Origin of the sequence: Reichenbachiella versicolor (assembly GCF_003171675.1) — a bacterium.
Classification (GTDB): Bacteria; Bacteroidota; Bacteroidia; order Cytophagales; family Cyclobacteriaceae; genus Reichenbachiella; species Reichenbachiella versicolor.
Map to the genome: position 1 here is coordinate 80,671 of NZ_QFZQ01000009.1, position 14,555 is coordinate 95,225.

Annotated in this window: 9 protein-coding genes; 6 read left to right on the top strand and 3 right to left on the bottom strand. The window is 38.3% G+C overall.

The window, feature by feature from the left end; all coding sequences use genetic code 11:
* Positions 1 to 3: 3 nt before the first annotated feature.
* Positions 4 to 429 (bottom strand): hypothetical protein, encoded by a 426-nt coding sequence (locus tag DKG80_RS17360; RefSeq protein WP_109832646.1) that lies wholly within the window; start codon positions 427 to 429, stop codon positions 4 to 6.
* Positions 430 to 826: 397 nt separating this feature from the next.
* On the opposite strand from DKG80_RS17360, the gene DKG80_RS17365 reads away from it, so the two are divergent.
* The 4 genes from DKG80_RS17365 (at position 827) to DKG80_RS17380 (ending at position 6,051) form a co-directional block, all read left to right on the top strand.
* Positions 827 to 1,372 carry an AidA/PixA family protein gene (locus DKG80_RS17365; RefSeq protein ID WP_109832647.1) on the top strand — a complete coding sequence of 182 codons (546 nt, stop codon included), beginning with the start codon at positions 827 to 829 and terminating at the stop codon, positions 1,370 to 1,372.
* Between the two features lie 288 nt (positions 1,373 to 1,660).
* Positions 1,661 to 2,824 (top strand): hypothetical protein, encoded by a 1,164-nt coding sequence (locus tag DKG80_RS17370; protein ID WP_162555957.1) that lies wholly within the window; start codon positions 1,661 to 1,663, stop codon positions 2,822 to 2,824.
* 334 nt (positions 2,825 to 3,158) lie between these two features.
* The gene (locus tag DKG80_RS17375) at positions 3,159 to 4,574 is read left to right on the top strand and encodes a hypothetical protein (protein WP_162555958.1); all 1,416 of its coding nucleotides are present in this window, start codon (positions 3,159 to 3,161) and stop codon (positions 4,572 to 4,574) included.
* A 730-nt stretch (positions 4,575 to 5,304) separates the two neighbouring features.
* The gene (locus DKG80_RS17380; RefSeq protein ID WP_109832650.1) at positions 5,305 to 6,051 is read left to right on the top strand and encodes a DUF6261 family protein; all 747 of its coding nucleotides are present in this window, start codon (positions 5,305 to 5,307) and stop codon (positions 6,049 to 6,051) included.
* 336 nt (positions 6,052 to 6,387) lie between these two features.
* Here the strand turns inward: DKG80_RS17380 and DKG80_RS17385 are convergent, their stop codons facing one another.
* Complete coding sequence (locus DKG80_RS17385) at positions 6,388 to 8,778, bottom strand: FG-GAP repeat domain-containing protein (protein ID WP_109832651.1); 2,391 nt, start codon at positions 8,776 to 8,778, stop codon at positions 6,388 to 6,390.
* Between the two features lie 16 nt (positions 8,779 to 8,794).
* Positions 8,795 to 10,909: an FG-GAP-like repeat-containing protein gene (locus tag DKG80_RS17390; RefSeq protein WP_109832652.1), complete on the bottom strand. Its 2,115-nt coding sequence runs from the start codon at positions 10,907 to 10,909 to the stop codon at positions 8,795 to 8,797.
* A 475-nt stretch (positions 10,910 to 11,384) separates the two neighbouring features.
* Between DKG80_RS17390 and DKG80_RS17395 the strand changes: the two genes are divergently transcribed.
* Together DKG80_RS17395 and DKG80_RS17400 are read left to right on the top strand one after the other, a co-directional pair.
* The gene (locus DKG80_RS17395; protein WP_109832653.1) at positions 11,385 to 11,939 is read left to right on the top strand and encodes a hypothetical protein; all 555 of its coding nucleotides are present in this window, start codon (positions 11,385 to 11,387) and stop codon (positions 11,937 to 11,939) included.
* Between the two features lie 1,227 nt (positions 11,940 to 13,166).
* Positions 13,167 to 14,540, top strand: a complete 1,374-nt coding sequence (locus tag DKG80_RS17400; protein WP_109832654.1) for a hypothetical protein — start codon at positions 13,167 to 13,169, stop codon at positions 14,538 to 14,540.
* Positions 14,541 to 14,555: the final 15 nt, after the last annotated feature.

A 14,555-nucleotide genomic window follows, 5' to 3' on the forward strand; every position in this document is an offset into this window, starting at 1 on the left:
TGATTAATGTGGTTTCTGAGCATATTGGAGTTTAGGGTCTAATAAATAGAACTCAGGTTGATCACCGACAGTATACTCGCAGTATAGATCATATACTTCTTCAAAAGTGATCTCATTACAGGATTTAGTTTGGAAGGGGTTACTAGCGGTATCATTAAAATTTATATTGACAAAGGGCATTAATTTAGAAGATACAGGAACTATGTGAACAATATTGAAATTAGGATAAGGTTCTGTCCCTCCTTCTGATACGACTTTAAAATTTATAGTGCTTTCTGGTGGAATTGGTGACTTGTAAGACTTGCCTTCACTTTGAATACTAATGCTAAGTATAGGTAATGAAGTTGGGGCATACCAGTGTATGCTGGGTGAGCCTGTAGATAAGAGATTAGCGTCGATTTCAATAATTACATCAATGGTCATATTCATTTTATTTAATTGTCTGTTACAAAAGTCTAGTCCGTTTGGGTTTGATTAATACCTCAATTGCGGTATAGGATCAAATACCTCAATTGAGGAAAATTAAAGAGCCGTTACTTGTAAAGCAATAGTTAGACACATTCTATTTCAGAAACACATCATTTCTTTATTTGAATTTTAATCAAGGCGGATATGTGTATCTACTATACCTCATCTGTAGTATTTGACCATCTACCCATTTTGATTGATAGATCCAGTATTCCTTTCACTCAACTTTGAATTATCAAAAGCTTTTGGAGTGGAGCAGACCCCACTTGAAAAAACGAACTGTTCCTGTGTGGTAGTTTTCATAGGAGGCGGTAGCCGAAAAGCCAAATGAGTAGGTAAAAAATAAACTTATTGTAAAATGGAAACTATTGATATTCTATGTGTCGTAGACACTAATTTTTTGATGAAACAGGTAAACGAAGGTAAATTAAGCGCTGGTACTTTGAACAGCCCAACTAGTTTAGGAAGTTGGAATGATTCAGATAGCTATATTTTCATGATTTGTGATGGACAATATGCGTCCACAAAAAATGGAACTTCAGAGCTTGCAGTCAATGCTTCTGTTGGAAATACCATTAGATGGACAATTACAGATCCCTCAACTGGGTTGCAAGACAATCAAACACAGTCATATTGTTCGATATTATATAACTTTTCTTCAGGTACAGGTTACGGAGGGATAATAACCCAACCAGAAATGAGTAGTGTACCCGCAGCTTTATATTATAATAGTGAATCAGAGGTGACACAACCAACCCTTTCAGCTTATATGTGTTCTGCTTGGGCAAGTTCTGTTCTGAATATCGGCAATGTACAATATAACTGGTCTTTTCAAATTGTAGATTCAGCTACTGGTGCAACCGTTGGATATTTTACTTGGGATCCTTTTATAAATATTAGCTGAATTAGTTTTTGTAATCAACATTAAGGTCGAAGCATGCTTCGACCTTTTTTATTTAAAAGGATCGAGATTTCCCCTCCACTACCACAAAAGCAGTATCTGACTATCTACCCATTTTGATCGATAGATCCAGTATTCCTTTCACTCAACTTTGAATTATCAAAAGCTTTTGAAGTGGAGCAGACCCCACTAGAAAAAACGGGCTGTTCCTGTGTGGTAGTTTTCATAGGAGGCGGTAGCCGAAAAGCCAAATGAGTAGGTGGAAAAATAAACTTTAATAAAATGAAACCGATGTTTAAAACCTTAATTTATCCAGTATTGATGAGCTTATGTTTTTTGGCTTGTGAACAGTCTGAGGAAGTACAGTCATTGTCAGAAAGTAGCTATGGAGAAGTATCCTTTTCCTTTGATGATATGGATGTTTCTGCTAGCAATACGCGTACGGCATCATTAGATCCAGACCAAATAGTAGTTACTATTCAGTCTGCCGAAGGAGGGGAGTTAGTCTATGACAAAGAAGCCCTCGATGTCATCTCATTCAATGGCAACTATATCAGTGACCCTATCGCTCTAGAAGTGGGATCTTATGAGTTGGTAGAATACTTAGTTCTAGATGAAAACGGAGAAGTTCTTTATTTGACACCGTTAGAAGGAAGTGAGTTGGCTTACCTTGTGGATACTCCGTTGGCTATGTCATTTGATATCGCTACGGATGATTCCAAACAAATCACACCAGAGGTGATCTCTCCAGAAGGCTATGATGCGTCGGATTTTGGTTATACAGATTTTGATTTTGAGGTAGTCAATACGATCGATTTCTTGATGTCTGTTCACTATTTTGATAAAATATCAGAGTCATACGAACTGACTGATGCATCTGTCAAAGTATATGCAGGAGATACGCTACTTTATGAAAACGATCTTTTGAATGAAACCACACAGATCCGAGTGCGAGATGAATTTGGAACCTACACTATCGTTACTTCTAAGTCTGGATATGAACAAGATACTGTAGTACTTGATAATAGTAGTCTCAAATTCTACCAAGACGAACCACTTATCGTCATTTTGAAAGAGATAGAAGTCGAGTACTTTGATGTATATGCAATGGAAAACAGTGTGACGGGCGGAGTTGGTCTTTCAGTTGGAACTTTCTACCCTGGAGACAAAATTACCATTACTTGTGCTGAAGATGATTTTTGGTATTGGATTGTATCTAGTTCGTTTACTAATGCAAATGGAGCGTCTGGTGATTTATGGTCAATTTTTGGATTCCAATTTAGGTTATTATCTCTAGTAGGCAGTTTTGATGGTGGCATTACTTATTTCAAGGTAGGAACTAATTTTGAAACAATAGTTGATTCGGATGAACCTGTAGAACTAACCTTATATGCCTGGGATGTTGATTTTGCTAACAATTCAGGTTTTGTGACGGCTTCTGTTACTCGTCAGTAATAAGTAGAGTTTCATGAATTCGTCATCTCGGAAGATTTTCTAGGATAGCGTAGAAAACCTATCCGAGATCTCAACGCTCATATTTCCAAATAACGTTGAGATCCCAGATAATTCCCCGACCTGCAGGTCTTGGTACTTTCTGGGATGACGAATTCACTGATAATGGTGCGAGTTTAGTGATAGTGTAACAGGTGACTTAAGTGTTACTCGCTTTCTACTGGGGTTCTTACCTCTTGAATCTAGCTTAAATAAAAATCTAAAGTAACCTCGTCCCTTTGTGTCAAGGAACTTTATTGAGTAAATTATATTGAAAATCAACTTAATAACTAGCAAAATGAAACTAAAAGCTACCCTACTCCTTATGGCCACCGTGGCCTTGTCATCCAGTATCTATTATAGTTGCGTATTTGATGATAAAACCCAGTCGTTTTCTAACATGGTAACTCCTCAGCCCTTACCATCTGTCGTTCCAGATTTTAACTTTCCAGAAGATTCAGTCATTGTATATGGTTGGTTGGACTCGATGGATACGATTAACATTACCAATCATGCTTGGGGAATTTGGGCGGGTCTCACATCCAAATCTGATCAGATTTATAATTTATCAGACACATTACTGATCTATGAAACTTGGTTAGGAATCTCAGATATCGCCTCACTATGTGCTAATGGTGATGCAGAGGGAGGTTGTGACATGACTAAAGAAAGAAATGTTCGAGAGAGTCTTCATTTCCCAAATCAATTGACACATACATTTGGAGCTGCTACTACATCATCGGTAGATAAAAATCCTGGATTGTATGTGTCAGTGTCGTATGATCCAAATGCGGCCTGTCATGCGACTCAAAACTTGCTACTCAACCAATCCACTATTAGTAAACTAGTGGTCAATAATGGTATTGGAACGATTAAAGCTTTTCCTAATAATAGCATTACTATCAAGCCGACTTATTTTATAGGTAAGAAAAGTGATCAACTGATCCGTATCCCAGCATGGTCAGGACCTCCTAATAAACCAGATAGTCTAGGTCAGGTATTTGACTCATCAGACTGGGATTCGTTTATATATGCAGATGTGAATAATAGTCAGCAATCGGAAAAAGTAGCTATTCCAGTAGATAGTACAGTCAGTACTCCTCCAGCTAGTGCTATTGTCAACCTCGATGAGTTTATATATTATACTTTTGATGAAGCTACGGCCAACTATATCAATGCTCAACAAGAAGGTCAAACTGGAGTGAAAGTAGATGCAGGAGACTTGGCGGTATTAGTAGCTATGCATGTTACTACAAAAGAGATCAGTAATTGGACGTGGCAGACGTTTTTTTGGACAACGAATCCTGATAACCCTGATTTTCCTAGTTCTGATTGGGAGGCTAGTCTTAGACCTTCTCAGTTGGAAGGGGCTGCTTCTCATTATGCAGTATCTACTGCTTATGCTATGGTTTGGCCTAATCAACCAATTACAGGAGGTACGAATGAAGGTGCTACTCCAATAATAGGTTTCAATCCATATCTCGAAGCAGGCCTTCCTGAATTTACAGTTTCTAATCGGTTAAACCCCAATTTCAAATATGGAATGCAAAGTAACTGTATGAGCTGTCATGCGCTAGCCACATCCGATGCGAAGAATGGTTCACTAGGGTACACGGCCGATCAGTACATAAGTATGAATGATTCGATTTTTACCAATTATGTTCAACTTGATTTTGCGTGGTCTATTCAAGGCAATTTGAACCCTAGTAAATAATATACTGAAAACCCCACTGGTGATCATTGATGAAATGCTCTCTAGTGGGGTTTAATTTCCTATTGTTAGTGCCAACACTCAGGGTTGAGGTTTCTTTATATTAAGGTTATACCTATTGAATTAAAAGCTTCATCCCTCACAAAAGGAGGCTACCCCCTCATCATTCAGTACAGGAATTAATTTTTTTGCCACAGAAATACCACCGAATTTTACACTAGGAAAAATTTTTTCGCAGCACATTTTCTGACTTGAAGCGCGAAAGATCTTTTGCGCTTCAAGTCAGCTGGATAATTGCGAAAAAATTCTTTTTTTGAATAATCCGACTGGATTGCTCCGCGAAAATTCTTTTTCGGACTAATCCAGCTGAATTATTCAACGAAATATCTTATTTGGAGCAAATCAGCTGGAAAATTCAAAAAATAAAATCTAAGCGCTCCAATCCGACTGGATTGGTCCAAAAAAGATTTTTTTTCGGTCTCGCCAGCTGGATTACTCAATCTGGAAAATTTACGCGCTCCAAGTCACTGTCAGTCGAGCAAAAAATATTTTTGGGAGTCTGCTCCACGAGATTTAGACCATATTAATTAATAATTCAAAAGTAGATGCTAGGAAAGGGGCTTGTTAAATGAAAATGAGATTAATCATTTATATAACTGTTATTTGTTTGTAGTTGCCATTGTTACCGTTATATTTGATGTCTCGATATTTAATTAATACTAAACATTTATATATGATCAAGCTTAGAACAAGCTATTTGCTGCCAGCGGAACTGGCAGAAACTACAGCTAATTACCTTAAGGCCATTCAAGAAGCCAGTATCACAGATCCTTTCGTACTTAAAATAGTCGCTCTACTAGAGTCGGATTTGGAAGCACTACAGCAGGCTATCATGGCAGTACGACTTAACCAACTAGTGAGTGAATTGTCCAAAACAGATGCATTGAGAGATGATTTGTTTATCGGCTTCAGAGATTTAGTCGATGCCAATAAGCGTCGTCGAATAGAGACTATCAAGGAAGCGTACGCCAAAGTATGGCCTGTGATCGATCAAGCGGGTAAAAATTTGTACAAACTCGGGTACGCGGAGCAATCGGGTAAATTATCTGCGCTATTCAATGAATTGGATGAAGAAGCCTATCAGTCGGCGATCACTACGCTAAATGCCATGGACATCTATACTGAACTGAAACAAGCGCAGACGGAGTTCAACGATCTATACAATGAGCGTCTTGAGGCAGATCAAATGGCAGACTACCCGACGCTGTCAGAGGCTAGGTCTAATATTATTCCTCATCTCAATGCTCTTCTGAGTACTATGGAGATTCTTCAAAGTACTACTACTGAAGGTGAATATGACGAGGTTATTTCATTGATCGACGGTATTACCACAGCTATCATGACCGTGGCTAAGTCTAGAAAGACGCGCTCGGAAAATGAAGCTGAAGAAACGGAAGAGGCTACAGAGGAGGTAGCTTAATTTAGGTAAAAGATATTCCAACCATTGAGTCGGATAGTTTCATTATACCACCTTGGCGAGAGCTGAGGTGGTTTTTTTGTTAAACACACTTTATGCATTGGAACTTTGTAATGATAGGTTTCACAACAATAAATCAAGGCGGTGACAAAGAGGCTTAGTATAGCTACGGTGATTTATTGTCGCAGCTAGGGGATAGGGTGTCATTTCTTATAATAAAGATGACTTTACTAATGAATTACAGGATTTGCTTGGTGCATAAAAGTATGCCAGTAAAAACAAAAGACGACCTCCCAAAATGATGAAGTCGTCTTTTGGTATGTAAGTGATTACGTCTTACTATTCATCTGTTGCAGTGTAAAGTATATCTGACTTTCCATCGCCGTTAAAATCACCGATTATTACATCCTTTGGATGAATTCCTCTAGCAAAGACAGCATCCTCATGGTTGTTTAATACACTCCATCTATTTCTGCCATCATCAGAACTGAACCAAGTCTGCTCAAAGTGAATCAAGTTATCCTGACCATCCCCATTAAAATCCCCAAAACGAACTCTGTCAAAAGACCTGAATGGCAATGACCAGCCCAAACGGAGATCGTCTCCTGACCCATTGGAATCATACAAGACACTATATCTATTCCTGTTATCCTTAAAAAGGATGTCATAAGAATCATTGTTGTAAAAATCTCCAATCAATGCCTCGCTTAAGTTGATAGAATGTGTCATCCATGGTACCTCTTCTCCCTGACAACTCCACCACATGTAGAGCTTATTATCTCCTGATTTATTGGCGATCAAATCCATTTTTTCATCACCATCAAAGTCTGCACCCCTAAAGACGTCTACTTTGTCAGGATCGAAAGTTGATAAGGTTTCTGAATTCCAGTTAGGTCCATAATAGACCCTAAAGGTCGTTCCAGAGATCACAAGTATGTCGTCCCTCTTATCTCCATTGACATCTCCTATTACCAAATCCCCAGATGGAAAAGTGAAGGTAGATACCTCTTTTTCGAAAATGTTGTATTGGAAATAACCTTGAATACTTCCATTTCCTAAGTCATTTTGATGAAACAGATCATCTTTTCCGTCTCCATTGAAATCCCCCACCTTTAATTGATCTGCAGAGATTGTGATAGAATTGAGGCGGGTAGAAAACTCTTGCCCTTTCGAAAACAGATAAGCGCCACCATTAAAGCCGGCTTTGTATAAATCTTTAATCTGCTGCTCGGAAGCTTCATTATTTTCTGCCAGACGTCTCATCCATGTTCCTATGTCTCTAGTATTTTTCAACGTCCTCAACATCACATCCCATGAAAACCCATCTATATTATCTAAAAGTCCATCTACTCCGAGAGGGTTTGGTTCATCTTCAGTATCTATTAAATCCAATACAAGTCTATTTTCAGAAGTATACGAGAGGTCCTTCAGATAATCGTTTAGCTCTGGTATGACATTACTGTATGTGCTACTTTTCACTACCTTATAAGCAATAGCAAATGACCATAAGTGCTTGAGGTTATCTTCCATCGTTTTGGCTGTCGTGTTACTTAGCCGATGATATTCAAACGCATCTATCATTTGCATCAATAGCAAGGCATCGTCTAATCGCGTTCGACTATTGAGATCAGAGAAAAATAGTTTTATTTGATTAATAGGCGCCACGATATATGGGTATGTTGTTTTCTTACCTGGTGTCACAGACAGAGTAAGTCTTTCTGTTGTCTGCTGCCACATATAAAATGCCTCAGTGCTTATCTCTTTTTCTATTTGACCTCTAAATCGCAGGTATTGCTGAAGTGCCTCAGCAAATAGCTTACCTAATACGTGGTCGTAATCATTTTTCGTACCCAGTGTCACATAGAACCGGCTTTTCTTTTTTCCACTGGATATCAGAATAGGGTTCCTACCCAGCCTTAAATCGTAGGGCATCAGGTTACCAACTTCTGTTTGCGGATAGTAAGCAGAAGGTGTTGATTGGGTGTGATACTCAAAATGATAAACTACCGAATGCCTAGGTCTAGCCCCAGGCCAGCGAAACCAACCGTCTTTGTTAGTAATTGCAGTTTTCCATCTATTAGGAGTGATGTTCTTTCGAATTTTTACGGTCAACTGTGGTAGGGGAAATGAATTTCCTTGACCATCTAGGGCTTTTATTTGACCATCTGGACGCCATTTTCCTAGTCTTCTCTGAGCAGAATTTGAGCTCTCAGATGACCATCCTGCAATTTCGTAAGCTTTATCCTCTAGTCGAGCAATATCTTCTTCCCTTTCAGGAATATCTGCTAGGTGTTCGGGAAGATATAACGAAGAAAGAACAGTATATTCTTTCAAAGGAAAAGAATCATCTGCAGGTATGACACCATAGAAAACTCCATCTTCGACCTCGTCGGTTTGGTTCAAATCAGAGCCATATATCGGGTGGGTAAACACATCTGCAGTTTTTTCCAATTCATCTAGAGAAACATCATCTGATAAGGTAAAGCGTACATACTGATAGTTTTCTTCTACTTCAATTTCTTCAGGGTTGAATGAAGGGTCTTTACTGAGTTCGTCCAATGCCTGTTGCATGACCGATACAGAATAGGCGGTCTGTACCTTGTTAGCCTTAATTATTTCCTCATGAGGTGTTTCAGAACCAAGATCGTCTTGACCGCAACTCAAGGTGATAACTCCAACACAGAGCATAAAAGCCTTGTTAACTAGGGATTTGATTTTAAAATAGTTCATTTTATTGCTCCTTTCGTTATTTAATATATATGATATCTGTTGAGTTGTTTCCAGTGAAATCACCTACTAGGAGTGATTGGATACCTGGTCCTACTTGAAACTCGTCTCGTATTTTGATCCAATCTTCAGAAGCTCCATCACTGACGTACCAGCCAGCACCTGCGAACATACTGAAGCCAAAGTGTTTCAAAACATCATCCTCCCCATCGTTGTTAAAATCACCGATTAGTACATCTGACATATAAGAACCGCTGTCATTCATCTTTTCCCAAGAGTCAAAAGGTCTTTGATTCTTACCAAAAACTGCATACCAACCTACTCCTTGAGCGCCACCTGTACCATGCCGCGCTAGGATATCATCTATACCATCTCCATTATAATCTCCCACACGAACATCTTTCATCTCAAAGCCAGAAGAAGTCACCTTGTTCCAATTATCATGACTCAAAGTACTCCCAGCATCTCCAAAGGCTACATACCATCCTATACCTTGTCCATTAAAGCTATCCCACTGCCTCATGATATCATCTATGCCATCTCCATTGAAATCTCCAACTGCAAGCGTAGATACTTGTGTACCAGAGCCAGATATTTTGGTCCACGAATCAGTAGCTCCTTTAGAAATGTGCCAACCTGATCCTGTTTGAGCAAAAACATCTGACTTGCCATCGCCATCAAAATCGCCAATTAGCACATTATTGATAGGATAGGAGTTGTTATTAGCTATATCCCAACGGTGAAGGCTTTTGCTGTATGCGATATACCAATTCACACCATCTGACGTAATCAGGTCATCTTTGTCATCTCCATCAAAATCTCCAACTTTAATGTTTGCAGCAGGTATTCTAGACTGACTGATAGACGTTCCATTCCCTCTAGCTCTATCAAATACATACATCCCGTGAGTAATAGGCTCTTCACAATGAATGCAGCGTCTGAATTTATTTGCATTGATAACCTCCCTTGTAGATGGGTGCCATCTACTTGTTACAGTACTTGCATTTGAGGAAGTATTCATAATGTTCCTGTCTTGGTCATTATGACGTGCATTGAACAAATGTCCCATTTCATGTGAATAGGTTTGAACAGAGAAAGAGGTACTTACAATGGAAGTCACAAACATATAAGACCGATCGAATGGTAGACACATTCCACCTAAATAGGCACTACCCACAACGTCGTCGTTTTCGTAATTTTTCAATATGATCAATACGTTATTCTCAAACTCTAAGTGGTCTCTTGGATCACCTATGTCTTCCGTAATAACCAACTGCTTTTTTACCCGAAACTTGATGTTGAATTCATTGAACCTTGACTGCATGTGATTGATATAGGTTAAATGCAGCGAGTTGATCGTATGAACATTGCGTTGGCCAGTAGTCGCGTAAAAATCATACGTAGTAGTAGTAATGATATCTACCACACGACCTACTCTGCACTCATCTTGACTTTCTACTACCTCTGAGGTTCTCAAGTGTGAGTGATCATCTATTGTTTTCGCTGTACAGGTATATTTCTTTGAATCTTTCAGATCGCTAGATCTGTAAATGATCACTTTATTTGGCTCCCCTTCGATACCCAAATTAGCCACATTTTCAATGAATACTTCTTCATGATCCATGTGGATCATGGCATTGATAGTCGATCCATCTAGGGTGGCAGTTACCGCAGCGTTGTTAGTGGTTTGTCCATTATAATAGACATTCTTCATCAGCTCTGATATAACCCGACCTCTAGATGATACCCCATAGGATTGATAATCTTCACTCATCAAATCAGAAGGTTCCAGTTGCATATCCCACTGGTCTTTCTCTGAAAAAAACAATTTGAAAGGTGTATTAGGGGATTGAGAAACAAAACTGGACACATCTTCAATGACCAGTTCGTATATCTGAAACGATTCAAACTGTTCCTTCAGCTGTTCATATTTGACGTCTAGTTCTTCATCATTTTCGTCTCCGATCAACTTAGCTTGAAAGTATGGAATAGCACTATCTAAAGGTTGAGACTCTACTAGATCAGGTTCATCTTGCTGACACCCATTGGTGAGTACAAGAATACTCAACAACAGACAAGTCATAGAATAGCCAATACTTTGGCTATTCAATTTACATCTGGTTGTAATTTTCATAATTTGCAATTTTTTGGGCGCGCAATTTAGCACGAACAACTCCAAAAGAGTATCTCTATTATTAATTAATTTACACACAATGGTTTTTTAAAACAAATCAATGATGCTCAATACAGATTAGGTATGTTAGAGTCGCTATCATTGAAGTATGATAAAGAAGGGGGGAAGCTCAAACGCTACAACTCAGTGATTAAAATGTACCGTTTCGTTAAATTGGTATTTATGGATTCATTTGCACTTTATAAATGAGAACAGGTATGATTTTATCATAAAAATGATATCTGGGTGATTCAATAATAATATTTAAAAACCGATCAGAATACTAATCCGCCTTATGAATCTTGATCAGCTCTTTCTTATACGAAGATTGAGTTGCGCTGCAAGTTTTAATTACCTCAACTAACATTTACCATATAGGAAAATCACGTTAGGAGATCGAGAAATTTAAATCAAACAGAAAAAGAATCTGAAAAGAATGATTAGTAATAAAATTTTCAAAATTTTTATTGGCCTTTTTGCAATTGTAGCACATCTAGTTGTTGCGGAAAAGACATCTCCTTGGGCTGGGGCTAGCACAAATAAGGTTCAAATTGTTAAGGGGCAAACGAATCAAAAAAGGCTTGATAGGAATGTTGTAATTGGTATCATAGAAGAAATTCGCCAAACCGGAAGTGCTCAACTGAGTATACCACATCCTCAGGGAGGTGAATTATCCTTCAATGTTCGTTTTTCTAACTTACTATCCAAAAAACTCCAAAGTAAGCATCCGGATATCTATACGCTTAAAGGATTCGGCATAAATAGTGAACGTATCCGAATAAATCTGACTCCTTCAGGTTTAAACGCTATTGTCTTCACTAATAACGAAACGATTCATATAGTACCCACAGACGACGAAGGCAGTGAACATGTAAGTTATTTCAGAGAGGGTCCTGTGGTACTATCATCAGATATTGCTAAGCACACAATCTGTTTAAACGAGCATGAAGTAATCGATCAAACTTTATCAAGCTTTTACCTTACAAGCTAAGTTATAAGGCCGTTACAAAATCAGAGGGTTTTGCAACGGCCTTTATTTGTTTGTGAGACTTAGTTTTGCTACTAGGAAGAGTAAAGAATATAAACCTAAGTATGGAGTATAGTTTTGGAATTAATGACCTAATAAATCTTTTTTCAAAGTACTACTACCGAAGGTGAATATGACGAGGTTATTTCATTGATCGACGGTATTACCACAGCTATCATGACCGTGGCTAAGTCTAGAAAGACGCGTTCGGAAAATGAAGCTGAAGAAACGGAAGAGGATACAGAAGAGGTAGCTTAATATAGTTAAAAGATATTCCAACCATTGAGTCGGATAGTTTCATTATACCACCTTGGCGAGAGCTGAGGTGGTTTTTTATTTATTGAAACTTATAGACTGTGGGTATTCATGTGAGGGTGTGGTTATAGCAAATATTATACAGGTTGAAAGAAGGCTTTAAAGGGGACTGCCCGTTAAGATTTATTTCCTTGATATTAATCTCTTGAATTATTCAAAGATGCGCTATGATATGGCTGCAAATTGCAATTAATTCTTGTTATTATTTAATGTTATTAAATAACGGTTTTACATAACATTAATGTAAAATAACGATCATGTAGAAATGCTTAGGATTGTGCATTGAACCGTTAATTTTGATTGACCCTAAACAAATAACCAACGAATAATTAAATACATGATTAAGCATAGAACTAGCTATCCACTTTCCGCTTCACTAATATTAAATATAGCTGACTATTTACAGGTTGCTTCCAGAATCTTATATAATCCTATTACGAGGAATGTACTTTAAGGCATCCTGACCAATCACAGTGCATTTATCTGTAAGGTTTAATTCCCCTGCCAGATAGGTCGAGCTACATAGAAGGGACTCTGTAGCCTCGTGTACCTAGAGTTTTTATTTCCAATTAAAGGGATAAGACTCCTTTAGTTTATTCTCTACCTCCATTGGTTCATCTTGTATAACGATAAGATAGAAACCATCTTAAGAGGTACTGAGATTTATCATACATTTTTCGAGAGTCGAGACGAATGGTTTTGGCTATCCAAAAACCTTTTAAGGGTAGATATATCCTTTGAGGAATTTTTGTGCCCTAAAAATTAGAATAATAAATAGCTGTTCTCGTGCAGTAGATTTTCACGAGAGAGGCGGTAACCGAAAAGCCAGGGGCAAAGTGTGCCCGATGAGTAGGATCAACAATCAGTTAAGTAAAAATGACTAGTAATTTATTTAAAAGAAAAGTGAACCATTTCACTATCCAAAAAGTCACCTGTGTGGTGATGATTCTTTGTAGTATTTTTTTGAACCAGCTTTCATATGCTCAATTCTGGGGGTCAGCCAAAGGGACTGATAGAGATAGGTATACCATTAATGATGACAACAGTAATCACTATTCTTATTTAAGGCTTCAAACCTCCGGTGATAGAGGGTGGAATATGGTGAATCAAGGAGATCTATGGTGGGGGTTTGCTGCAAATGGTCTTCACAGCGATCGTGGGAATAGGAAAATGATTCTAACACGAAATGGAAATTTAGGAATTGGTATTGATAATCCAACAGAAAAACTACATGTGGCTGGCAATATTCGTACAAATGGAGGTGAGTATCAGAGTTGGGGAGCAATAAAAATCCACCCTGATGCGGATAATACTGGAGATGATGAAGTTTTGTTTCTTAATTCTGCTGGCCAAGAGAATATGAGGGTACATCATAATGGATATGTCGGTATTGGGACGAACTCTCCAAATCACAAATTCCATGTCTATGCCAATGGTGCAGTTGGGCTTTTTGAATCTTCTTGGAACCAAGCTTATTTGAGAGTCTCTACCAATGAAGGAATTCATAATAGAGTTGAACTGGCGAATAGACCTGGAGGTAATTTAGCTCTATGGGTTGCAGGTGTAGGTGATGCACTTACAATTCTTAAAAAAGGGAATGTTGGAATCAGAAATACAAACCCGATAGCTGATTTGGATGTAGCTGGAAGTCTGCGTGCTACAGGTTCCATAAATATTGGTACAAGTAGAGTCTCGTCTTCTCATGCATTAGAAGTGAGGAAGCATGTTGACAATTGGCAAGCCGTTTTTGGGAGTCCAAATGGTCCGCATGTTTTGATTGCACATGGACAGTCTAAGGATGGTATGGATATCAATACACGTCAAAATAACAGCTCGGAAAGATATGCATTGAGGGTTCGAAATAATCAATTGACTCATCTCTATGTCAGAGACGATGGAAATGTAGGTGTTGGTACTCTTACCCCTAATCACAAATTAGAAATAGCAGGTGACGTATATGCAAAGTCTTTTGTCACTTCGGCCGCAAGCTTTCCAGATTATGTGTTCACAGAAGAGTATGATTTAATGGAGCTGAGCGAGGTCGAGACCTTTGTCAAAAAACACCATCACCTCCCTAATATGCCTTCTGAAAGTGAGGTAGTTGATCAAGGAATGAATCTCAATGACATTACGATCCAATCAGTGGAGAATATAGAGTCTATTTTTCTTCATCTGATCAAACTGGAAAAAGAGATGGTAATACTCAAGAATGAGAATAAGAAACTGAAGGAAAAATTAGATACCCTTTAAATAAGTCGAGAACTA